This window comes from Klebsiella sp. 141203, assembly GCF_032601985.1.
Classification (GTDB): domain Bacteria; phylum Pseudomonadota; class Gammaproteobacteria; order Enterobacterales; family Enterobacteriaceae; genus Klebsiella; species Klebsiella aerogenes.
Genome location: NZ_JAQIRL010000005.1, coordinates 17,438 through 39,132 on the forward strand (window position 1 = coordinate 17,438; position 21,695 = coordinate 39,132).

General features: G+C 54.8%; 21 protein-coding genes. 2 read left to right on the plus strand and 19 right to left on the minus strand.

The annotated features are described in order from the left end of the window. Window positions 1–5: 5 nt before the first annotated feature. From PGR29_RS19070 to dagR, 15 genes are all read right to left on the minus strand, one after another. On the minus strand, window positions 6–263 hold the full coding sequence (locus PGR29_RS19070) for a EutN/CcmL family microcompartment protein (protein WP_015368471.1): 258 nt from the start codon (window positions 261–263) through the stop codon (window positions 6–8). Window positions 264–287: 24 nt separating this feature from the next. Further along, a complete protein-coding gene (locus PGR29_RS19075) occupies window positions 288–1,889 on the minus strand; it encodes an acetaldehyde dehydrogenase (acetylating) (RefSeq protein ID WP_042896103.1) in 1,602 nt (533 codons plus the stop codon). A gap of 53 nt (window positions 1,890–1,942) precedes the next feature. Next, window positions 1,943–2,221, minus strand: coding sequence for a BMC domain-containing protein (locus PGR29_RS19080; protein WP_004146125.1), 279 nt, complete (start codon window positions 2,219–2,221; stop codon window positions 1,943–1,945). Window positions 2,222–2,233: 12 nt separating this feature from the next. Next, window positions 2,234–2,518 (minus strand): BMC domain-containing protein, encoded by a 285-nt coding sequence (locus tag PGR29_RS19085; protein ID WP_002442227.1) that lies wholly within the window; start codon window positions 2,516–2,518, stop codon window positions 2,234–2,236. 17 nt (window positions 2,519–2,535) lie between these two features. Beyond that, entirely contained in the window at window positions 2,536–2,814 is a 279-nt protein-coding gene (locus PGR29_RS19090; protein ID WP_012542984.1) for a BMC domain-containing protein, read from the minus strand. A 446-nt stretch (window positions 2,815–3,260) separates the two neighbouring features. Then, entirely contained in the window at window positions 3,261–3,779 is a 519-nt protein-coding gene (locus tag PGR29_RS19095) for a FidL-like protein (RefSeq protein WP_015368469.1), read from the minus strand. Further along, window positions 3,776–4,579 (minus strand): winged helix-turn-helix domain-containing protein, encoded by an 804-nt coding sequence (locus PGR29_RS19100; protein WP_015368468.1) that lies wholly within the window; start codon window positions 4,577–4,579, stop codon window positions 3,776–3,778. Before PGR29_RS19100 ends, PGR29_RS19095 begins: the two co-directional genes overlap by 4 nt. Before the next feature lie 21 nt (window positions 4,580–4,600). Continuing rightward, entirely contained in the window at window positions 4,601–5,185 is a 585-nt protein-coding gene (locus tag PGR29_RS19105) for a TetR/AcrR family transcriptional regulator (RefSeq protein WP_015704263.1), read from the minus strand. Between the two features lie 166 nt (window positions 5,186–5,351). Further along, a complete protein-coding gene (gene dagF / locus PGR29_RS19110) occupies window positions 5,352–6,098 on the minus strand; it encodes a 2-dehydro-3-deoxy-phosphogluconate aldolase (protein WP_316425119.1) in 747 nt (248 codons plus the stop codon). Next, complete coding sequence (dgaE, locus tag PGR29_RS19115; RefSeq protein ID WP_316425120.1) at window positions 6,085–7,194, minus strand: D-glucosaminate-6-phosphate ammonia lyase; 1,110 nt, start codon at window positions 7,192–7,194, stop codon at window positions 6,085–6,087. The genes dagF and dgaE overlap by 14 nt, the downstream gene beginning before the upstream one ends. 3 nt (window positions 7,195–7,197) lie before the next feature. After that, the gene (locus PGR29_RS19120; RefSeq protein WP_316425121.1) at window positions 7,198–8,058 is read right to left on the minus strand and encodes a PTS system mannose/fructose/sorbose family transporter subunit IID; all 861 of its coding nucleotides are present in this window, start codon (window positions 8,056–8,058) and stop codon (window positions 7,198–7,200) included. Then, window positions 8,055–8,804, minus strand: coding sequence for a PTS mannose/fructose/sorbose/N-acetylgalactosamine transporter subunit IIC (locus PGR29_RS19125; RefSeq protein WP_015368463.1), 750 nt, complete (start codon window positions 8,802–8,804; stop codon window positions 8,055–8,057). Before PGR29_RS19125 ends, PGR29_RS19120 begins: the two co-directional genes overlap by 4 nt. Before the next feature lie 25 nt (window positions 8,805–8,829). Then, window positions 8,830–9,315, minus strand: a complete 486-nt coding sequence (locus tag PGR29_RS19130; RefSeq protein WP_015368462.1) for a PTS system mannose/fructose/N-acetylgalactosamine-transporter subunit IIB — start codon at window positions 9,313–9,315, stop codon at window positions 8,830–8,832. 10 nt (window positions 9,316–9,325) lie between these two features. Beyond that, window positions 9,326–9,754, minus strand: a complete 429-nt coding sequence (locus PGR29_RS19135) for a PTS sugar transporter subunit IIA (RefSeq protein ID WP_316425122.1) — start codon at window positions 9,752–9,754, stop codon at window positions 9,326–9,328. A gap of 119 nt (window positions 9,755–9,873) precedes the next feature. Further along, window positions 9,874–12,675, minus strand: coding sequence for a transcriptional regulator DagR (gene dagR / locus PGR29_RS19140; RefSeq protein ID WP_316425217.1), 2,802 nt, complete (start codon window positions 12,673–12,675; stop codon window positions 9,874–9,876). A 179-nt stretch (window positions 12,676–12,854) separates the two neighbouring features. Here dagR and PGR29_RS19145 point away from each other — a divergent pair, with 179 nt between their 5' ends. Continuing rightward, window positions 12,855–13,277 (plus strand): FosA family fosfomycin resistance glutathione transferase, encoded by a 423-nt coding sequence (locus PGR29_RS19145; protein WP_316425123.1) that lies wholly within the window; start codon window positions 12,855–12,857, stop codon window positions 13,275–13,277. Between the two features lie 226 nt (window positions 13,278–13,503). Then, a complete protein-coding gene (locus PGR29_RS19150) occupies window positions 13,504–15,357 on the plus strand; it encodes a GmrSD restriction endonuclease domain-containing protein (protein WP_087858270.1) in 1,854 nt (617 codons plus the stop codon). 41 nt (window positions 15,358–15,398) lie between these two features. Here PGR29_RS19150 and symE read toward each other — a convergent pair whose 3' ends face one another. The 4 genes from symE to hsdR form a co-directional block, all read right to left on the minus strand. Beyond that, window positions 15,399–15,719, minus strand: coding sequence for an endoribonuclease SymE (gene symE, locus PGR29_RS19155; RefSeq protein ID WP_316425125.1), 321 nt, complete (start codon window positions 15,717–15,719; stop codon window positions 15,399–15,401). 215 nt (window positions 15,720–15,934) lie between these two features. Continuing rightward, window positions 15,935–17,668 (minus strand): restriction endonuclease subunit S, encoded by a 1,734-nt coding sequence (locus PGR29_RS19160; RefSeq protein ID WP_316425126.1) that lies wholly within the window; start codon window positions 17,666–17,668, stop codon window positions 15,935–15,937. After that, window positions 17,668–19,137 carry an N-6 DNA methylase gene (locus tag PGR29_RS19165; protein WP_316425127.1) on the minus strand — a complete coding sequence of 490 codons (1,470 nt, stop codon included), beginning with the start codon at window positions 19,135–19,137 and terminating at the stop codon, window positions 17,668–17,670. Before PGR29_RS19165 ends, PGR29_RS19160 begins: the two co-directional genes overlap by 1 nt. A gap of 74 nt (window positions 19,138–19,211) precedes the next feature. Next, complete coding sequence (gene hsdR / locus PGR29_RS19170) at window positions 19,212–21,635, minus strand: EcoAI/FtnUII family type I restriction enzme subunit R (RefSeq protein ID WP_316425128.1); 2,424 nt, start codon at window positions 21,633–21,635, stop codon at window positions 19,212–19,214. Window positions 21,636–21,695 lie beyond the last annotated feature (60 nt).

A 21,695-nucleotide genomic window follows, 5' to 3' on the forward strand; every position in this document is an offset into this window, starting at 1 on the left:
TCCTGTTAGGCGTCCCGAAACACGTTCTCGACAATGGCGACCACCGACATCGCTTTGTAGCGGTCTTTATTGAGTGCGAAGTACTCTTCCGCCAGCACGATGTCGTGCATGCCGGCGCCGACGTTATCGACGGCAACCCAGGTCTGGTCTTTCATCGGCTGCTGTTTGTCATCTAAGCGGGTGATCAACAGCAGGTTGCTGCCGCGTAGCTCATCGCATTTTTGCGTGGCGACGACATGGCCGGTTACCTTTGCGAGAATCATCGTTTATCGCCTTATATCAGTGCGTTACTTAGCGAGGCGCTCCAGCACCTGGCGAATAACGCGTTCCACGTTTTGTTCGTTGATTTCACCTTCCATGCTGGCGGCGCCTGCGCTGGCGAAACGGTCATCGTTGCCTGCAGTGCGCGCTGGCGCGGCGCTGGCCGGGGCGTTGAAACGCACGTCATCAAGAATGCTGCGCTGCGGATCGCTCGCCGGAGTAACGATGGTCGGCTGGGGCTCAGGGCGGCTGCCCGGCGCGCGAAGCTCGTCAATCGAACGTACGCCATAGCCGACTTTGCGGATATTGAGCAGGTTCATCGGGCCGACGTTGTCGGAGCTGGAGCCGCCGCCGACCGCGCCGCAGCCGAGAGTCAGCGCCGGAGAGATGTTGGTGGTCGCGCCGATACCGCCGAGCGCCGCCGGAGTATTAATCAGAATGCGGTTGACCGGTTTTTCGAGGCTGAACTGGCGGATGACGTCCTGATTACGGGTGTGGATCACCAGCGTATGGCCGAGTCCTTCGTTGGTCAGCAGCTCCACCACGCGGTGGCAGGCGGCTTTCCAGTCCTCTTCCACGTACAGGCCGAGTACCGGGCACAGTTTTTCGCGCGAGTAGGGGTTTTTCGGCGATACGGTGGTCTGCTCGGCAATCAGCACTTTAGTGCTGGCCGGTACGCAGAATCCCGCCATCTGGCTGAGGTATAGCGCGGTTTTGCCGACCACTTTCGGGTTGATGGTGCCGTTCGGGCGCAGCAGCAGCGCCGCCATTTTCGCCGCCTCATCTTCATTCATGAAGTAGACGCCCTGCGCTTCCAGCTCGCGGTGAACCTCGTCATAAATGCAGCGTTCGACGATAATCGACTGCTCAGAGGCGCAGATCACGCCATTATCGAAGGTTTTGCTGGTGACGATATCTTTCACCGCGTGGTGGATATCGGCGCTGCGTTCGATAAACGCCGGGCCGTTACCCGGGCCGCCGCTGATGGTCGGGGTGCCGGAAGCGTAGGCCGCCCGCACCATGCCTTCGCCGCCGGTGGCGAGGATCAGCGACACGTCTTTGCTGTGCATCAGTTCGGAGGTGGCTTCGAGCGTTAACTGGGTGATGCCGTCAACGCTGCCTGCCGGGGCGCCGGCCGCTTCTGCCGCGCGTTTGACGATTTCAATCGCCTTCCAGCTGCACTGACGCGCGCCCGGATGCGGGGAGAAGATAATGGCGTTACCGGCCTTGAGGGCGATCAGCGCTTTGTAGATAACCGTAGAGGTTGGGTTAGTTGAGGGGACCAGCGCGCAAATCACGCCGAGCGGCACGCCCACGTCCATCACTTTTTTTACCGGGTCGTCATGAATGATGCCAACGGTCTTCATATCTTTGATGGCGTCGTAGACGCGCAGCGAGGCGAAACGGTTTTTCAGCACTTTGTCCTGCCAGTTGCCAAAACCGGTCTCTTCCGCGGCCATTTTCGCCAGCGCTTCGGCGTGGTGCGCTGCTTCCTGGGCCACGTTTTTCACGATGGCGTCGATTTGCTGTTGCGAAAAGGTGGCCAGAATCGCCTGCGCCTTTTTGGCGTTGCGCACCAGTTCCCGCGCGTTCTGCCGGGATTGCAAATCGTTATCCAGTTCAATCATGAGTCTATCCTTCATCAGACGAAAAGAGTGGAGACGGGGCGCGCCCTGTCAGGTCATGCTTTGTGCTGCGCCGCGATTTTTTCGATGTCGTTATGTGGACGCGCAATGACGCGAGAACTGACGACTTCGCCAATGCGTTTCGCCGCTTCCACGCCGGAGTCGACCGCCGCGTTGACCGCGCCGACGTCGCCTTTCACCATTGCGGTGACGAGGCCGGAACCGACGTTTTCATAGCCGATAAGCTCGACGTTGGCGGCTTTACACATCGCGTCCGCGGCTTCAATGCAGGCCACCAGACCTTTGGTTTCGATAAGACCAAGCGCTTCTTTCATCAGGTTTCTCCGTTAGTCCGCAATCTTGTAATGCGAGACGATTTTGTTGATGTCGTTATGCGGACGGGCGATAACCAGCGAGGTCACCACTTCGCCGATGCGCTGCGCCGATTCCACACCGGAATCCACCGCCGCTTTCACCGCGCCGACGTCGCCTTTCACCATCGCGGTGACAAGGCCAGAGCCGACGTTTTCATAGCCGATAAGCTCGACGTTGGCGGCTTTACACATCGCATCCGCCGCTTCAATGCAGGCCACCAGACCTTTGGTTTCAATCAGACCTAATGCATCACCCATTTGCGTTCTCCTGGCCTTCAGGCCTTGTGTTTAATGACGATTTTGTTGATGTCGTTATGCGGACGCGCGATGACCAGCGAGGTCACCACTTCGCCGATGCGCTGCGCGGATTCCACACCGGAATCCACCGCCGCTTTCACCGCGCCGACGTCGCCTTTCACCATCACGGTGACAAGGCCAGAGCCGACGTTTTCATAGCCGATCAGTTCGACGTTGGCGGCTTTACACATCGCGTCCGCTGCTTCAATACAGGCCACCAGACCTTTGGTTTCGATAAGCCCCAATGCATCACCCATCGTGATTTCCTCCAGAACAGGTTTTGTTATTCGGGAAAACCGTCCGCGTAACGGCATCAACACGCGGAAGCGGCGTTCGGGGTTCACTATAGGGAATGGGGAAAGAAGTGAAATTTAAATCCGTGGAGATGAATATTTTAGGTTTTTACTCTGTGATTTAGCCTTATTTAGCCTTCCATTTATCTTTTCGTTCTGTTTTATGCGTGTTGATTTTTATCATGATATGGCGCTTTTTTAGGCTATTTATCGGCGAGAGGTGAATGTTAATAAGATGCTAATTACTTGCCAGCAGGCGGTAATATAGCCGCGTGATAATTGTGGGTATGCGCAAGTTTTGGCGTCGAAGCTAAATGCAAAACGTGCGCTTTTAGCATCGTGGAAAGAGGGGGCAATAACGGAGCGTGAGCGAGGGCGCATTTTCCTCGCGGCGGTTCAGGGGGGACGGGTTAGTTAAGCGTGCTGCCGGACTTCAGCGTGCAGATGTAGAGCGGCGAGTTGATAGAACTCAGCAGGATAGCTTTGTCGTTAAGCTTCTGCGCGTTGAGGAACAGGCCATCGTGGCTGTCGGACATCTCGCGCATGAAGTAGTCGAAGATGACATTCGGCGATTCGTCGATGGATGAGGCGCTGGATTCCCATTTTTTAATTCGGTAGTGGCGTTCGGTTGCCGAGATGCGTTGGCTGGTGTAGCTGAATTTGACGTAGCGCTGCAGGTAGAGCCAGCCGGCGGCGGAATCGGTATAGCCTTCCACCACCATCGAACCGTTGCCGTTGGCGGCAAAATTAAAATGAATATTGCCGTTCACATTCTCTTTTTCCATGTTTTCAAAACGCATGATCGCTTTGGTGGAACAGCTCATCACGCCATCGTTGGCATCCGGCAACAGGCGCCAGGCGCTAAAACCGGCGGCGGCGATAAACGCCAGGGCGGAAAGGGCGAAAAAGGGGCGGGGCGCGAGTCTCATTGCGGCTTCCAGGAGTAGTAAAAGTAGTTATCGCAATAGCTAAATGGGTTGTCTTCGTGCATCGCGCAGTGGGCGAGAAATACCCGGCCCAGGCCGTTAGTCTCCAGCCGGTCGCCGTAGAAGAAAACGAAACGCTCCCCCGGCTTGCAGCTGAGCTTCAGCCGCTGACGCACCTCATCAAAATTCTTACCGTAGGCCGTGGCGGAAACCGAACGCAGCATTTCATCGCTGGCCAGCAGTTCGCACTGGCTGTGGCTCATCAGCGTCAGATTGATTGGCCGGGCGACGTGGGTGCCGGCGAGACTAAATGCCACCAGCAGCAGGGCGATGAGCAGCAGACAGCCGCCGGCCAGATACCAGCACATACCGCGCGCATGTAGAGATGCGGTGGGCGGCGTTGGCGCCGCAGCGGGGGCGGCTTCATCAGGCGTAGCGCATGTGAGAACGGCATCGGCGGGCGTCGGCTCGGCGTCGAGCAGTTCGATGCTGAGATCCTGATTCAGCTGCAACATGCCGCGCGACACGGTGACAATAATGTTATCGATATCGTAGTGGCGGAAGGTTTTGCGCAGCATGCTCAGGTATTGATTGAGATTGCTGTTGGATGAGGTTAAACCGTTATCGTCCCAGACCTTTTTCAACACTTCATCGCGACTGACAACGCCGGTATGGCGAAGAAAAAAATAGAGCAGCGCGTTGGCGGTAATGGATAGCTGGCTATCCGGCTCATTGCCGCCCGGTAATGTTAGGGTGCCGTCCGTTGCGTCATAAATGAGACGGGCATTGATGTTGTAGCGCATCGCGGCCTCACTCTACTCGCTTCACGCGGGAAGCGTCATTTTTGTCAGATCGTTTACCAGCGCCTGGCGGTGTTCGCTGCTCATGGTGCGCCCTTCGGTCAGTTCCGATAACCAGATGCCGTCGGCGGCATAGCGCACCAGCGTGCCGGTCGGGCCGTTATCAAGCGCATCGCCCTGCGCCAGATGATCCAGCATCCAGTCGCGCCAGCATTTTCGCAGCACCGGTTCGTCGGGCATTGCCAGCGACAGCACCATCAGTTGCCGGCTTTCGTGGGTATCCGTCAGCTCCGGGTTGGACAGATAGCGCAAATAGGCGCGGGTAAAGCGGCCGTAAGCGATGTTATCGGCGGCCATCAGCTCGCTAATCGCCTTTTCCATAATTGCCAACAGCCGGGCGAACAGAGCGAAAATCAGCGCCTGTTTATTGGGAAAGTGGTGCATGAGCCCGCCTTTGCTGACGCCAGCCTCGCGGGCGACGGCGTTCAGCGACAGGGCGGCGATACCGTCCCGGCCGGCAATCATCGCTGCGGATTCAAGCAGTTGACGATGCAGACGGACGGGGTCTTTTTTACGATGCTGGGCTTCCATGTTCATGGCCCGAATCATACCGACCAGACGGTATGATTATTCTTGATCGCTATCAATATGAGAGGGCGCTTCGGACGGCGGGATGTCGTTATTGCGTGGAGGCTCACAGATTGACAGTGACCTTCAGCAGATCAGGAAGTTAGCGCGTGCGGTAATAGTGGTCTACACCGCACGCGCGGGGGGATTAATCGACCAGTTCCTTGACGATGTTCATCAGAGCATGGACATCTTGCGGGCGGGTATTGCCGCTTTGCGGATCGATAATGGAACTATAAATATGCGGCATGACCTGCGCGACGCCGGCCTGCAGGCAGGTTTGTAGAATCAGCGCAAAGTTATCAAGATCGATGCCCCCGGTGGGCTCAATCAGCGTCATACCGTTTTCTACCGCGCTTTGGGCGAGCGCTTTCAGCTCCGCCAGCGACTTTTCGCCGCCCATCGGGAAAAATTTAGCCGCATGCGCGCCCATATCCTGCATCATTCTGACCGCCGCATCGCAGGAAACCTGGGCCGGGATGCCCTTGGCGCTGCGCACGCCGGTGGAGATACGTACTTCACCGGGCGTGCCGCTGGGGCTGACCAGCGCATTAATAAAGGTTTGCTGGCCTCCGGTCGCCGCCAGCGCCCCGGCGGCAAAGCCGCTGCCGGTGAAGGTCTGGTTGACGTGAGCGGGATGGACCTGCGCGGCGATCATTGCCGCTTTGTAAAACTGCGCCGGATCGCCGGCGCCGAGACCGACGGAAATAGAAGGCACTTCCGCCATCCAGCGGCGCACTTCTGCAACGCCTTGTTCGACGCTGGTAAATTGCGCCGAGAGTACGCCAATCACCGCGTGCCCTTCAGCGGCGTCATAGATTTCCCGGGCGTTGGCGATGTCCTTCGCCAGCACGTTAATCGCCACCCGCTGGCGATAAAAGTTAATCCGCTGCATGCTGCGTAATCTCCTGTAAGCGCGCGACGATGAGCGACATTTCTCCTTCGCCGACGGTGCGGGGGTCAAGGCTAAAATGGCCCTCATGCAGATAGTAGCGGCGGGCGTAAATGGCGATATCGCCGCCGCGTAGCTGGGCTTCAACCTCACGGGCGCTGAGTCCCAGTTCATTGGCGTCGACGCTGACCCGAATGCGCCAGATGGCGCGCCCGGCCTCATCCTGTTCGATATCGGCGCGCAGGCCGGGTAGCGCGGAAATCGCCTCGGCGAATGGACGCAGCGCGGCGGCGTCAGGCGCCGGCGCCGCCGTCCGGTAACGGTCCAGCGCGTAGACGAGACCGACCATATTCTCTTTGCCGATTTTCATCGCCCGCGCGATGCCGTGGTGCTGGGCTTTACAAGCGGCGATCCAGATGCGCTTGCCGCTAATAAAGCCTGAGGTTGGGGCGTTAAAGGCTTTCGCCCCGCTGTAGATAACCATGTCCGCGCCGCTGGCGACCCACTGGCGCAAGTCTTCTTCGGCGGCGGCATCGACGATCAGCGGCAGATTATGCTGGCGGGCGACCTGCACGAAATCGTCAATACCGAGCATCCCTTTTTGCACGCAATGGTGGGATTTCACATACAGTAGCGCCGCCGTGCGTGCGTTCACCGCGCTCTCCAGCTGCCAGCGTGCCGCCAGATTGCTGGAGCCGACTTCGACAATACGCCCGCCACCGAGGCGGATAGCGCTGGTGATTGGCGCGCCGTAATCGACATTATGCCCGCGCAGTATCACTATCTCGTTCGGCCACTGGCTGCTGTCCGGCATCTGCGCCACCTTTTCCGGCTCGCCGCGGGTGATCGCCGCCGCGACGGCGATGGCGATACCGGCAGAGGCGCAGGAGGTGATATAGCTGTCTTCCGCGCCGGTGTGGGCGGAAACCAGTTCGCCCGCGCGGTCGGTTAATTTATCGATTTCGACGAAGGCTCCCGCCGCCTGCGCGGTGGCCTGCATCACTTGCGGGTCGACGGCGGACACGCCGAGGATGGTCATTTTGCCGCAGGCGTTAATCACCCGTTTTAAGCCCAGTTGCTGGTAGATATTGCCGTTCATGATTTACAGCACTCCCAACAGCGAGCAGACGATGCTGATAGCGACTATCGACAGTAAAATGGTGGTGTAGCGCGGCCCTTTTTTCAGTAAGTAGAAATAGATAGCGAACACCGCCGCCAGCGGCAGCAGGCCGGGGGCAATTGAGTCGAGGATCTGCTGGACCACCACTTCCGAGCCTTTAAGCGCGCTGATTTTCAGCGGGGTGGTGATTTTGACGTAGCTTGCCGACAGGGCGCCCATCATGATGAGACCCAGCACGTTGGCGCCGTAAATCAATTCTTTAATTCGCCCCCCTTGCAGCAGGCCGATAATGGAGTCACGGCCCAGGGTGTAGCCTTTATGCACCAGTCCGTAGCTTATCGCCATGGTGATCGCCGGGTAGAGGATCAGCGGGGCGATACCGCCGAACGCGCTGCCGCTGGCGGCGAAGGGGATGAAAATCGCAATCAGCAACGGCATCACCGCGGCCCAGATAATCGAGTCGCCCATCCCGGCCAGCGGGCCCATCAGGCCGGTTTTGATCCCGGTGATTGAAGCATCGCTGATCGGCTCGCCGCGGGTTTTCTGCTCTTCCATGGCGATGGAGATACCCTGGATAACCGAGCCGAAAGTTTGCTCCGAGTTAAAGAAGTTCAGGTGGCGTTTGAGCGCCTCGGCCTGCTCCTCTTTTTTCGGGTACAGCTTTTTGATAATGGGCGTCATTGAGGCGCAGAAAATCAGGCTCTGCAGACGTTCGTAGGAGCTGGATACCTCCGCCCCCAGCCAGTAAATCAGCCAGGCTTTGGTGATATCGGCTTTGCTCAGCGCCTGAGTTTCGCGGGCGCGTTCAACCAGTTCATGTTCCATTACATCGCTACTCATCATGCAGCTCCTTCATTTTTGGCCAGGCCTTTAATCAGGAAGGCGACGCAGGTGCCGAAAATCGCCATCGCCATGATGTCCACCTTCAGGTAGAGCACCGCGAAAAATCCGCCGATAAACCACGGCAGCAGGCTCTTTTTGCCGATCACCATGATGGTGATGGCAAAGCCCAGCGCCGGCAGGATTCCGCCCATAATTTCAAACGAGTGGGTCAGCCAGTGCGGCATCAGTTTGAGGAATTTTTCCACTACGCTTTGGCCAAAGTAGTTGGCGGCGAAGACCACCGGGAAGCGCAGCACCAGCCCCAGCAGCGCCGGATAGATAAAGGCGCAGCGCATGATGCCCGCCATGTTGGCGCTTTCGGCGTGTTTGTCGGCCATGTGCACCCACGCGGCGTTGAGCGTACGGCGCAGCTGATCGAGGAATACCCCGATGACGCCAAACGGGATCGCCAGCGCGATCGCCAGGTTGGGCTCCATCCCGGCCTTCACGGCGATCGGAATGGCGATACAGGCGGCCAGCGCCGGGTCCGACGGCACGTTGCCGCCCGGCGTGGAGGTCACTCCAAGATAGACCAGCTGCATACCCGCGCCGATGATCATCGCGGTTTTCATATCGCCCAGCAGCAGGCCGACGAATACGGCGATCACCACGGGTTGCAGCAACATGGCGGAGAAGGTATAGCCTAAACGTAATCGGGCGAACCAGTAATACAACCCCATCAGGCTCGCAAAAAGTAAGGTATCCATAGTTTTTTACCTTTTTATCAACTGGTTAGAATTTTTTCAGGATGTCGTCCAGTGACTGTGGTTTATCTTCCGGGATGGTCTGAAAGAACACCTGAATGCCGCTATCCTTCAGAGCGCCGAGGATGCCGACATCTTTTTCATCAAGGGTGATGTTCTGGAACACGGCCTTGCGGTTCGGCCCGCCGCCCAGCCCGCCAACCTGAATCGTCTGCACGTCAAAGCCCAACTGGACGGCTTCCTGAACGGCTGACAGCGACGGGAATAGCACCAGCACATTGCCATCGCCGAGCTGATTCTCTTTCCAGGCGGCGGCGAAGCTGGCGTTGCCGTAACAGTCGACTTTGATGTTCGGCGGCGCGGCCATTAAATAGATATTTTTCATAAACGGATCGGCATCCAGCTCGTCGCTGACCACGGCGATACGATTGGCCTGCGACTGGCCGACCCATTTGGTGACGACCTGACCGTGGATCAGACGGCTATCGATACGACATAAAACGATTTTTGCCATGATGGGCTCCTTAAGAGGTTAACTGGTTCACGTGGGCGACAACGTCGCGGCAGCTGCTGCGTCCTGCTTCGACCAGCGCATTAACGCAGCCGGTGAGCGGGCCCTGCTCGCGCAGATCCAACGCCTCCAGCAGCAGCGAGGCGTTGAGCCCGCAGACGACGGCGATGGGGTAATCCGCGCTCAAGCGCGCGGCGACGTTGGAGGTAGTGCCGCCGAGAAAATCGGTCAAAATCAGCGAGCCTGCCGGCATCGCCTGCACGACCGCTTCGACGCGCTGATAAAACTCGCCGAGGGTATCGACCGGCATAAGCGCGATTTCGCTGACGCCGGCGATTTCGCCGGTCACCATGCGCAGACTGTCGCAAAGTTGCGTGCCCCAGCCGCCGTGCGTCAGCAGCAGAATCTGGGGTAACTGGGTGGTAGGTTCAGTGGATGACAAAGTGGCCTCCTGGCGCCGAATCGTTGACGCACTAATAAGAGCAAAGCGCGTGCCACAATTTGTGTCATCTACCGAAGAGGAAAAGGCTGGCGGGCCGCAAAGCCGCGCCAGAACAGGCGTTAACTAAATAATAACTCGTAGATATAAATGTACTCGGCATCGGATAAACGGATGGCATAGGCCTCTTCAACCGGATGGAAAGCCGATTTGATGACACTAAATGCCTGAGCGTCCATATCCGGCCGCGTTTCCAGCGCCATCTGTAACGGTTTACGGTTAATCACGATACGCTCGACCATACAGCAGCAGTGGATCAGAAAGCGTAGTGTCACCTGGCGGTTAGGCGCGATGGCCAACGCGTTCCTGAGCTGGTTCAGGATCCCTTCCATTTCTTTTAATATGCGCTGCGGATTGAGCACCGAAATATGGTTGATAATGCTTTCCATGGTCAGGGCGCTGATAAACCGTGAAGCGCTGCGCTCCATCTCCAGACGGCGCTCGCTGCTGGATAAATCCGGGGTCAGCAGGCTGAGCACCAGCACCGGCCCCTGCTCGGAAAACAGCTCCTCCAGCGAGATAAACGGGATATCGGGCAGCCCCGGCTGGAATGTCCCGACAATACCCGCCAGCCGTTCATGCGCCATGATTGCCTGCTGTAGGCGCTCCGGGCTGCGAACTTCGTTGTAATCGAGGATCACCATCCGGGTATCCTGCGACATCAGCTCGCCAAAGCTCTCCTCCAGCACCTTTTTGATTTTTTCCGCCGTGCCCATGCCGGTAATGCAGGAGATAACCAGCACCTTGCCGGCGTTCTCCTGCTGCGGCGTGCACAGCTGGCTGGCGATGCCTTTTTCCTGCATCAGATTGACCAACCGCGGCAGGTCGCCGGTTTCGTAGCTGAGATCGAGACCGATCTCCAGCAGGCTGGTCAGGGTGATATTCGGCATCAGCAGGACATCGATCTGGAACAGTTTGCTGATGGTGCTGCCGAAATGGACCAGCGATCCGATGTCTACCATCAGGATCAGCCGCTGCCAGCCTTTGCTGTGGATCAACTGGATCAGTTTTTCCAGCGTATCGTGCACCGATTGTTCAAACGGCATGTCGATGGCGCTGAACAGTTCGCGTTCCAGCACCCGATTGACGTACTGCGCCATGCTGGTGGCCGTGGTGGCGCCATGAGCAATGAGGATCGCCCCGCAGTCAGGGCTGGCGGTGATGCGCTGGCGGTAATGGCGGCACTCTTTGAGGAACAGGCACAGCCAGACCACTTCGGTGGCTGGACACTGGATATGCAGCAGATCGTTGATCTTCTTGCACAACAGAGTGGCGTTATCGTATTCATCTTTGCAGCGATCGAGGATCAGGCTCGAAGAGTATAACTGCGGGATCAGGCCGCGTTGTACGTAGCTGATGAGAGCGAGAAAGTGTTTACGCAGCGGGTTGACCAGGTTTTCCGGCAGGGCGAAGCCGAGTACCTGCTCAACGTAGCCGATAAGCAGGGTCACGCGCTCCTCAATCCGATCGCCATAACGTGGCGCGTGGCTGGCGCTATCGCGGCTGTAGAGGCCATATTCAAAAATCGAGCTGAGCTTATTTTTAAGAATCGCCAGCGTCTCGGCGGGCGGCACGTTGCTATTGCGCAGGTTAACGTATTCGCGGGTCAGGAAGCTGTAGAACAGATCGCTCTCCTCGACGCTGTCATCGGCCGCCGAACTTTTCAGCTGCGGAAGAGTTCGGGCATCGATGTTCAGCAGGGGACGGCCGTTAAACAGCGCATCGACCAGCTGTCGTTGCTCCGGCGTGGCATTGATCGGGCCGTCCGCCAGTTTGCTGTCCAGCAGCAGTATCTCGTTATTAGCCGCCATTCCCAACGCCCATGCCTGGGCGCACAAGAACTGGATGTCGCTTTTAAGCTGGCCGATGTTGCCTTCCAGCGGCTTGTTCAGCAGCCACAGCAGCAAGGTTTTATCGATACTCACCGTGCGCTCGATTTTGCGACTTTCGCGTTGTAAAAAACCGATGATCAGTTCGATCTGCTCTTCAACTGAACGCTGGCGGATGCCGGGTAAATCGATAGCGACCTGAATACGCCGCTGAAAGGTACGTAATAGCGATGAGCTGACGGGCTCGGTGGTGGCGCAGATCAGACGTACGGCGATATTGCGCGCCGGGCCGCTGGCGCCGAGCGGGCGATATTCGCCTTTATCCAACAGCGAAAAGAGCTTTTCCTGCCCTTCATAGGGCAGGCGATGCACTTCATCCAGCAGCAGATAGCCGCCGTCGGCCTGTTCGATCAGCCCGCTTTTGTTTTCCGTCGCCCCGGTAAAGGCGCCCTGACGGTGGCCAAAGAGATGCGATGACAGCAGCTCCGGGTTGTTGGCGTATTCCGCGCAGTTGAAGTAGACCAGCGGCGGCCGTTTTTCACCGGCATGCTCGCAGGCGTAGCGGTGCATTAGCTCGGCAAAAAAGGTTTTACCCACGCCGGAGGGACCGGTCAGCAGGACGTGCAGCCCGTGGGGATACAATACCGCGGCTTTCCCTTTTTCCACGGCATCGTGCAGGCTGCGATCGTGGCCGATCAGCGTGGCGAACGGGTCGACAGCCTCATTGTTATCTTGCGGCTGCGGCAGGAGATCGGCGAGAGTCGCCGGCTCGCGTTCGCTTTCCGTCAGCGTATGGTCGAGCAGCGTTTCCGTCGTCCGGCGATGTAAAAAGAATACCGGGCGGCCGCGCGTTTTAATCACCAGCCCGTCGCTCCATAGCTGATTGAGATCTTTACTCACCGAGTTGCGCGCCAGCCCGAGGTTAAAGCCGATTTGCTCTGCGGTGAAGGCGTTCGAGCCCCTGGCTAAATCCTCCAGCGTCACGGCCTGGCTCAGCCTCTCCAGCTCCCGCAGTACTATCTCAATACGTCTCATCTCGTTACCGGGTTGTTCAATGTCGATAGTTGAGAACATACACTATTACGCGGCGTCAGAAAGAGACCAGGGGCGAAGTTGGCGGCCTTAACGATATCTACAGGGTGTCCTTTCGCTGCCACAATGGTGGTTTAAGGTGGGATTGGGTATGGTTAGCGCATCTCACCGGAGGAACAGATATGTTGAGCGGATTGAATCATCTGACCCTGGCGGTCAGCCAGCTGGCGCCGAGCGTGGCGTTTTATCATCAGCTGCTGGGCATGACGCTGCACGCGCGGTGGGATAGCGGCGTGTATCTTTCCTGCGGCGATCTGTGGCTGTGCCTGTCGCTGGATCCGCAGCGGCGCGTCACTCCGCCGGAGGAGAGCGACTACACCCATTATGCGTTTAGCATTAGCGAGGCGGATTTTGCCAGCTTTACTGCCCGCCTTGAGGTCGCTGGCGTAGCGGTATGGAAGCTAAACCGTAGCGAAGGCGAATCGCACTATTTCCTCGACCCCGACGGCCACAAGCTGGAGCTGCACGTTGGCAGCCTCGCCAAGCGCCTGTCCGCCTGCCGTGAGCATCCTTATAAGGGGATGGTGTTTTTTGAGGATGAGTAAGTGGCAGCTGGGAACCTGTAGCCCCGGTAAGCGCAGCGCCACCGGGGGAAGGAGAGGCAGAGGACCCACAGGTCGGTAACGCGTTAGCGTTGCCGGGGTTAGTATGAAGCGTATATCCTGGCGAAAGCTTAAAAAAGCAGAGAATCGATGATTAATACTTGATAACGCATTAATCAATTGTTCTGATAGCATTTATTTCGTAAATACGCATGGCAGGAGCGCCAGGATGAGTACTTTCGACACTACAAAAATAGCTTTAAAGGACATCCTCGAACAAATTACTGATGGGCGAGTTCAATTACCTGATTTTCAACGTGGATGGGTATGGGATGATGAGCATGTTCGTTCTTTGCTGGTCAGTATTGCTCGTTCTTTCCCAGTAGGTGCTGTAATGCTACTGGATACAGGGGGAGAGGTTCGCTTCCAGGTGCGCCCTATTGAAAATTTACCGGAAAACATGCCTGAACCTGAACGGCTTATTCTTGATGGGCAACAGCGTTTAACTTCATTGACCCAAGTATTGATGTTAAATTCCCCCGTTAAAACCTTTAACGAAAAAGGGAAAGCGATAGACCGTTTTTATTACATCGACATTGAAGCTGCTCTGGATGATCGCCTTGATGAGGCATTTATTGCAGTAGAAAAATCTAAACGAGTCACAGTGAACTTTGGTCGTGATATAAAAACATTCATCAATTCAGCTGGCGAAGAAATCGAAATGGATTTTTCGACAGCAGAAAAAGAGTGCAAGGCTTTATTTTTCCCATGTAATCAGATTATCAATTCCGATAAGTGGGAGGAAAGTTTACATGAGTTTGCGCAAGACAAATTTGGCATTTATATAGAATTCCGTAAAAAAATCTTGAATGCGTTTCGTAATTATCACTTGCCGGTTATTTCACTGGGAAAATCAACAAGCAAAGAGGCCGTTTGCTTAGTATTTGAGAAGGTGAACACTGGCGGGGTGCCGCTATCCGTTTTTGAACTGGTGACGGCGAGTTTCGCGGCCGACGGATTTAACTTGCGGGATGATTGGTTTGGAAGCCAGCTTCGTAAAAAGAGCGGACGTCGTACCGCATTGAACAAAGAGCCCATTCTTGATGGGGTAGAACCGACTGATTTTTTACAAGCGATCAGTATATTAAATACACTGAAAAAAAGAAGAGCCGATATTTCTGAAGGAAAAACTGGGAAATCAGTGACCGCTGTGAGCGCCAAACGTGTTTCTGTACTAGCTCTTTCTTTAGATGACTACCATCATTGGGCTGATAATGTTGAAAAGGGTTTTCTTCTGGCTGCTAAATTCCTCCAGCAGGAGTGTTTTATGCACCCGTGGGATCTTCCTTATCGTACACAGTTGGTGCCATTGGCTGCGGTATTATCCCAATTACAAGGCAACTGGTTAGAGCCTAAAATCTACAATAAGCTCACTCGTTGGTTCTGGTGTGGCGTTTTGGGTGAACTTTACGGCGGTGCCGTAGAAACGCGCATAGCAAATGATGTAGAAGAGTTATTGAACTGGATTGAAGGTGACGGAGAAGAGCCGCGCACTATTTATGAGGCATCGTTCCAGCCTGGGCGTTTATTGACCCTGCGCTCGCGACTTAGTGCGGCCTATAAAGCGCTAAGCGTGTTAATTCTGCGTAACGGGGCGCAAGATTTCTTCTGGAAAGGGACCATCCAGAAACTGGATTTTGTTGATATTGCGCTCGATATTCACCATATATTTCCTAAAGCATGGTGTGAAGCGAATAATATTAGCCCAGCGATATATAACTCTGTAATAAATAAAACCTCGATCTCTTATAAAGCAAATAGGATGATCGGTGGAAAATCACCGGCTGAGTATCTTGCTCAAATTCAGATGCATAAACAGGTTGGTCTCGAAGACACCGAGATGGATGCTATTCTTCGTAGCCACTTCATTGAGCCATCTCTGCTACGTCAGAACGATTTCGCTGAGTTTTTTGAAGACCGCAAAAAGCAGCTATTAAGATTGATAGAGCAGGCTATGGGGAAGAAAATCACTCAGGATGAAGTTGCGGAATCTGAGAGAGAAATAGAAGAGTTTGAATCCTGATGGCGGCTTCAGGCTCGCTGCCAGGCGAGCCTGATTTTTTGCTACTTGCCGATTATTGTGTTGATTAACGCCTGTACCTGTTTTTGCTTACGCGCCGACAGCTTGCTGACCTGACGCAAAGCGGCGGTGAGCTCCGGCTCTGTTGGTTTGGCGGTAATCACGATACAGCCGTTCATCACCTTGAGATCCACTGCGGTACCGGTGGCAAAGCCCGCCGCCTCCAGCCACTGACCCTTCATGGTCAACGCCGGAATACGCTGGTAATCAGGATGACGAGTCGCATAACTCACGGTTAATTGACGACTAATTGCTGGGGAGACTTCTGGATCGGTGAATTCTGCAATAGAATGCGGGGTAGTCATGGTCTCTATTCCTTTTCAATAGGGATTGTGATTAGCAAGGCGCTCGTGTTGCAGCACGGGTGCCTTGCGAAAAATACCTGAACATATCATCAGGGAATAGAAGGAAAGTCCAGCTGAAAATCAATGAAAATAACGGTGTGGATAAAGAGAAATATTATTTTTGATGATGAGGATAAAGCGGCTATTTAGCCGCTTTATTGGTTTCTGGGGGCGGGTTAATTGATGGCGGCGTCGGTGAGGGCGTCGGCCAGGTGGAGCTGGGTTTGTTGGGCGGATTTAATTTTGGACTTAAGATTTTCGCAATACGCTGAAAAGCTTGTTATAGCTGCAACAATCTTCGTTTGCATTCTTACTGGAGGTAAATGGATTGGCATTTTATTTAATATAGAATGATTAAGATTAGTCATCGTTGAGCCAACAGAATTTCCGCCCAAATAATTTCGCACATAGACAGTTTTAAATAATTCAACTATATAGTCTTTATCTATTTCGTCACTGAATTTAAGGATGAAACTTCCGGTTCCACATAAATAACCATTTTCTTTCGTGGTTACAACGGCACATCTCCCCATTTCACCTCTACGTGCCATGACAATATTTCCTGCAATCATTTTATAAGATGACAAACTTTTTGCTAATTCTGTTGAAACAGATATTGCTGGGTCGATGACTATTTTACTATTAACAATATGCGATGGGTTGATTAAAGGCACTCCGCCAATAATATAATCACTTTGATGAATCATTGAGCCAAAAGGGCCAGTTGCTATTTCTATAGCAATATCACCAAAGTGGGCTAAGGACCATCCAGTAGGCAGTTCAAACGGTTTTTCCTTATCACTAATCGGTGGCAACGGTTTTTGCTTTTTCATTTTCCCGTCTTTTACCAACTGCGCCTTTTCCTGCGTAATACGTTTGAGCAGTTCAGAGGCCGGTTCGTCGTTCGGATCCTGCGGCACCAGTTTGCCCATCACCGCCAGTTGCAGAATGGTCTGTTTTAAGGCATCAATGCTGGCTTCGGTGGTAAAAAGCGTGTCGAAATGCTCGCTGATACGCGCCCAGTTTTCGGCCAGTTCATCGGCGTTTTGGCTGCCGGTTAGCGTGGTCAGCAGGGTTTCAACCAGCTGCTGATGGGCGTCCAGACTGGTCAGGGAGTGCTGTTCCAGTTGGTCGCAGAGAGACATTAGCTCCCTAATTTTTTGTACAATATTTTTCTGTTCATTTACTGGTGGTAATGCAATAACTTGTTGCTCCATTCTCTCCTTGGTCATGTGAAGCATTGCAATGCCATTACCTTGTGATTTTATCTTATCTGTAATTGATAAAAGAAAATCATGTATAAAGAACTTATCTGATAGTTCTTCTGCAAACAGTTTTAATTTCCATATATGATAATGGTAGATGACTTTTTTACCTGTCCAAATGAACGGGCCAAAAGATGCCGACCATGCATATAGGAGGTCACCATTATCGATGTATTTATTTTCATCTAATTCGAGATCAGAGTAATACCATTCATTTGATGTGAAGAGATTCCCTACGCGTAAGAGAGGAGTTCCTTCTTGAAGCATTTCATGTTTTTTGTATGCTCGACCGTTAATAACCTCCATGAGATCGGATAAACGCACCCACTCCCACCCCTCCGGCAGCTCAAACGGTTTCTCTTCCTCGCTAATCTCCGGCAGCGGCTTCTGCTTTTTAATTTTTCCCTGCTTCACCAGCTCGGCCTTTTCCGCCGCAATGCGTTTCAGTAATTCCGATGCTGGTTCATCGTTCGGATCCTGCGGCACCAGCTTGCCGCGCACCGCCAGCTCCAGAATCAGCTCGCGCAGCTTTTTAATCCCGTACAGGTCAATCTTGCCCGAGCTGCCGCGCCCTGCCGTGGAGCGTGTTTGCAGCGCCGTGGTCCAGGTGTCGATATGGTCGACAATCAGTTTTTCCACTGCCATCAGTTGGCCTCCTTGCCGGAGAGTGCCGCGCCGAGGATATCGCGTAGCTGGTGGCGCAGGGACTGGATTGCTTCCTGCTGTTTCGCGTACTGCGTCAGCAGTTCATCCGGATCGTGGCTGACGGTTTCCGCCTGGTGCGGGTTCTTGATATCGAGGTTAAAATTGCGGGCGATTACCTCGTCGATGCTGACCTTCCACGCCTGCTCGTTTTCGACGCGGCTGGCGAAGCCGTCGGCCTCGTTGCCCCACCAGTCGATCTCGGCCTGGAACTCTTCAAACTTCATCGGCTTGGTTTTGCTGTAGTTCTTCACCCCCGCCGGGTACGGATGCTCGTAGAACCAGATCGCTTTGGTCGGCTGGCCTTTGGTAAAGAACAGCAGGTTGGTTTTGATCCCGGTGTACGGGTTAAACACGCCGTTCGGCAAACGCACGATGGTGTGCAGATTGCACTCCTCGGTGAGCAGTTTTTTGATTTTGGTTTTCACACCTTCGCCAAACAGCGTACCGTCCGGCAGCACCACCGCCGCGCGGCCGTTCTTCGCCAGCACTTCAATAATCAGTTGCAGGAACAGATCCGCCGTTTCGCGGGTCTGCATCTCTGCCGGGAAGTTCTTCTCGATGCCGTCTTCTTCGGTGCCGCCGAACGGTGGGTTGGTGACGATCACATCCAACTGTTCATCCCACGACGACAGCGGCTTGTTGAGGGTGTTGTCGTGACGAATTTGCACCGGCACTTCGATACCGTGTAGCAGCATATTGGTGGTCGCCAGCAGGTGCGGGAGCTGCTTTTTCTCCACGCCGTGGATCTGCTGTTGCAGCGTCTGGTGATCGGCCACGCTCTTCACGTAGTTGTTTTTTACGTGATCGAACGCGCAGGCGAGGAAGCCGCCGGTACCGCAGGCCGGGTCCATAATCGACTCGCCGAGCTTCGGATCGACGCGATCGACCATAAAGCGGGTGACGGCGCGCGGGGTATAAAACTCACCGGCATTGCCCGCCGATTGCAGATCTTTGAGGATCTGTTCGTAAATGTCACCGAACAGGTGGCGCTCGCTGGCGCTGGTAAAGTCGATTTCGTTGAGCTTATTGATCACCTGACGCAGCAGGGTGCCGTTTTTCATGTAGTTATAGGCATCGCTGAACGCCTGTCTGACCACAAAGCCGCGCGGGTTTTTATCGATGGGGGCGGTGAGGTTTTTCAGCGTTGGGAACAGGTCATCGTTGACGAACTCCAGCAGGGAATCGCCGGTGATGCCTTCGGCGTTCGCCGCCCATGTGCGCCACAGGTAGCGCTGCGGAATGGGGAGTTGGTAGTTATCCTGCTCCAGTTCCAGCGCCTCTTCCTGGGCGTCAAAGATTTTCAGAAACAGCAGCCAGGAGAGCTGGCCGAGGCGCTGCGCATCGCCGTCCACGCCGGCGTCTTTGCGCATAATGTCCTGTAATGATTTGATTACTGAGCTGATTGACATGATGTGTTCCATGTTTCATTAACAATAAGGCCTTCTGCTACGCGGTGGCAGCAGAAGGCGCAAAAGGGGAGTGGTTACGCGGAGCGGGGCGGTAAGTGGTAGATTTCGCTCTCCAGCTCGCTGATGGCCTGATTATACCCGTTACGGTCGCCGAATCCGCTTTTAATGATCTCCGGCAGCGTACCCATGCTGTCGAACGGCTTGAGCTTCAGCACCTGAATACTCTCTATTTCCTGCACGCCCGCGTCGGCGTATTTATCCAGCAGCGTGTTCAGCACCGCCTGCGCGGCGTCGGAGTATTTGGTGAAGTAGTTGCGTTTACGCACGTTCTCCGCCCGCTCTTTGCGGGTTAACGGCGGCTGACCATACACCACGTGGCACAGCATGTCGAACGGGTCTAGCTCTTTACCGACCTCTTCCGCCAACACTTCCCAGATAATCCCCTGCTGCTCCAGTTCCTTGATGATGGCCTCTTTGCGTTCGGCGCCCTGCCACTTGCGGGTGAAATCATCCAGCGAGGCGTACTCTTTGAGCAGCGTTTTGCGGGTATAGTCTTTGAAGGATTCAGTGACCAGCTTGCCGTCGGCATCGTAATACTGCACGCGCTGGGCGATTACGCCGACGGCGACGCCGTTGACGTGAAACTTGCGCACTTTGTTCTCGTCCTCTTCCGGCAGCGGGCCGACATCATCTGAGCCGGTAACGGTATACGGCGCGGGATCTTCATTGGCGCCGATGACATCGTCTTCGGTCTCTTCTTCGTGCTCGTCGAACTGCTCTTCAAAATCGGAGTCCGGGTCGGCGATATCTTGCGGCGTGGTGTCCATCACCTTTTCCGGGATGCCGTCGAAGCGTTCGTCGGCGAACAGTTCGGTAGCCTTTTTGAAGTCGAGGATGGTGAACCACAGCTTGCCGTAGCGTTCATCGATGCGGGTGCCGCGGCCGATGATCTGTTTGAATTTGGTCATCGACTGAATGTTTTGGTCCAGCACCACCAGTTTGCAGGTTTTGGCGTCGACGCCGGTGGTCATCAGCTCGGAGGTGGTGGCGATAACCGGGTACTCTTTTTTGGGATTAATAAAGTTATCCAGTTGGGCTTTGCCGATATCGTCATCGCCGGTGATTTTCATCACGTACTTGTCGTTCTTTTTGACCTGTTCCGGGTTGAGATTGACCAGCGCGCGGCGCATGCGCTCCGCGTGATCGATGTCGTTACAGAAAATGATGGTTTTATCCATCGGGTTGGTGCGCTTGAGGTAATCGGTAATGGTTTTCGCCACCAGTTCGGTACGCTCATCAATCACCATCGTGCGATCAAAATCTTTCTGGTTGTAGATACGGTCGTCGATCAGCTCGCCGTTTTTATCCGTCTGGCCTTTGGTGGGACGCCAGCCCTGGAGATCGACATCGATATCGACGCGCACCACTTTATAAGGGGCAAGGAAGCCGTCTTCGATACCTTCTTTCAGCGAGTAGATATAGACCGGGTCGCCGAAGTAATCGGTGCTGGAGACTTCATGGGTCTCTTTCGGCGTGGCGGTTAAGCCAATCTGCGTGGCGGTGCTGAAATAGTCGAGGATTTCGCGCCACGCGCTGTCTTCGGAGGCGCTGCCGCGATGGCATTCGTCGATCACAATCAGGTCGAAGAAATCCGGGGCTACCTGCTTAAAGGCTTTTTGATCTTCTTCCGGGCCGGTAATGGCCTGATACAGCGCGAGATGGATTTCAAAGGCCGGATCGATAGTGCGCCCGGTGACTTTGGTCATTGCCGTGCCAAACGGCAGAAAATCGTTGTTTTTGGTCTGATCGACCAGAATATTGCGATCGGCGAGGAACAGGATCCGCTTCTTACTTTTCGCTTTCCATAAGCGCCAGATAATCTGGAAGGCGGTGTAGGTTTTCCCCGTTCCGGTCGCCATCACCAGCAGAACGCGGTTCTGCCCGGCGGAAACGGCTTCAATGGTTTTATTGATGGCCTGTAGCTGGTAATAACGCGGCGCTTTGCCGCTGCCGTCGTCGTAGTAGTCCTGGGTAATCACCGGTAGCTGGGCTGCGGTGTAGCCTTTCCAGACGCAGAATTTGTGCCAGAGTTCGGCTGGGGATGGGAACTCGTCGAGGGTGATCTCTCGTTCAATCTCGCCAGTTGCTGTTTTATCGTGGAAGATAAAGCCGTCGCCGTTGGTGGCGAAGACGAAAGGTACGTCCAGCAGGCGTGCGTACTCGATGCCCTGCTGCATCCCTTTGCCGATTTCATGCTTGTTGGCTTTGGCTTCAATCACCGCCAGCGGAATGCCCGGCTTGTGATACAGCACGATATCGGCGGATTTCACCGTTCTACGCGCTGCAACTTTACCGCGCACGATGACCTTACCGTCCCGGAGTTTGACCTCTTGTCTGATTTGCGTTGTGTCGTTCCAGCCAGCATCGAGGATGGCGGGCATAACGCGTTTGGTGATGATGTCAGCTTCCGTCAGGGTACTCAGGTTCAGCTCAGCCATTGGGTTGTCTCATCAAATTGCAATGGACAAATTCTACACAGAAAATTAGGAGAAATCATT

Coding starts and splice junctions, on each gene's coding strand:
- PGR29_RS19070 (WP_015368471.1), bottom strand. CDS start 263: ATGATTCTCGCAAAGGTAACCGGCCATGTCGTCGCCACGCAAAAATGC.
- PGR29_RS19075 (WP_042896103.1), bottom strand. CDS start 1,889: ATGATTGAACTGGATAACGATTTGCAATCCCGGCAGAACGCGCGGGAA.
- PGR29_RS19080 (WP_004146125.1), bottom strand. CDS start 2,221: ATGAAAGAAGCGCTTGGTCTTATCGAAACCAAAGGTCTGGTGGCCTGC.
- PGR29_RS19085 (WP_002442227.1), bottom strand. CDS start 2,518: ATGGGTGATGCATTAGGTCTGATTGAAACCAAAGGTCTGGTGGCCTGC.
- PGR29_RS19090 (WP_012542984.1), bottom strand. CDS start 2,814: ATGGGTGATGCATTGGGGCTTATCGAAACCAAAGGTCTGGTGGCCTGT.
- PGR29_RS19095 (WP_015368469.1), bottom strand. CDS start 3,779: ATGAGACTCGCGCCCCGCCCCTTTTTCGCCCTTTCCGCCCTGGCGTTT.
- PGR29_RS19100 (WP_015368468.1), bottom strand. CDS start 4,579: ATGCGCTACAACATCAATGCCCGTCTCATTTATGACGCAACGGACGGC.
- PGR29_RS19105 (WP_015704263.1), bottom strand. CDS start 5,185: ATGATTCGGGCCATGAACATGGAAGCCCAGCATCGTAAAAAAGACCCC.
- dagF (WP_316425119.1), bottom strand. CDS start 6,098: ATGCAGCGGATTAACTTTTATCGCCAGCGGGTGGCGATTAACGTGCTG.
- dgaE (WP_316425120.1), bottom strand. CDS start 7,194: ATGAACGGCAATATCTACCAGCAACTGGGCTTAAAACGGGTGATTAAC.
- PGR29_RS19120 (WP_316425121.1), bottom strand. CDS start 8,058: ATGATGAGTAGCGATGTAATGGAACATGAACTGGTTGAACGCGCCCGC.
- PGR29_RS19125 (WP_015368463.1), bottom strand. CDS start 8,804: ATGGATACCTTACTTTTTGCGAGCCTGATGGGGTTGTATTACTGGTTC.
- PGR29_RS19130 (WP_015368462.1), bottom strand. CDS start 9,315: ATGGCAAAAATCGTTTTATGTCGTATCGATAGCCGTCTGATCCACGGT.
- dagR (WP_316425217.1), bottom strand. CDS start 12,675: ATGAGACGTATTGAGATAGTACTGCGGGAGCTGGAGAGGCTGAGCCAG.
- PGR29_RS19145 (WP_316425123.1), top strand. CDS start 12,855: ATGTTGAGCGGATTGAATCATCTGACCCTGGCGGTCAGCCAGCTGGCG.
- PGR29_RS19150 (WP_087858270.1), top strand. CDS start 13,504: ATGAGTACTTTCGACACTACAAAAATAGCTTTAAAGGACATCCTCGAA.
- symE (WP_316425125.1), bottom strand. CDS start 15,719: ATGACTACCCCGCATTCTATTGCAGAATTCACCGATCCAGAAGTCTCC.
- PGR29_RS19160 (WP_316425126.1), bottom strand. CDS start 17,668: ATGGCAGTGGAAAAACTGATTGTCGACCATATCGACACCTGGACCACG.
- PGR29_RS19165 (WP_316425127.1), bottom strand. CDS start 19,137: ATGTCAATCAGCTCAGTAATCAAATCATTACAGGACATTATGCGCAAA.
- hsdR (WP_316425128.1), bottom strand. CDS start 21,635: ATGGCTGAGCTGAACCTGAGTACCCTGACGGAAGCTGACATCATCACC.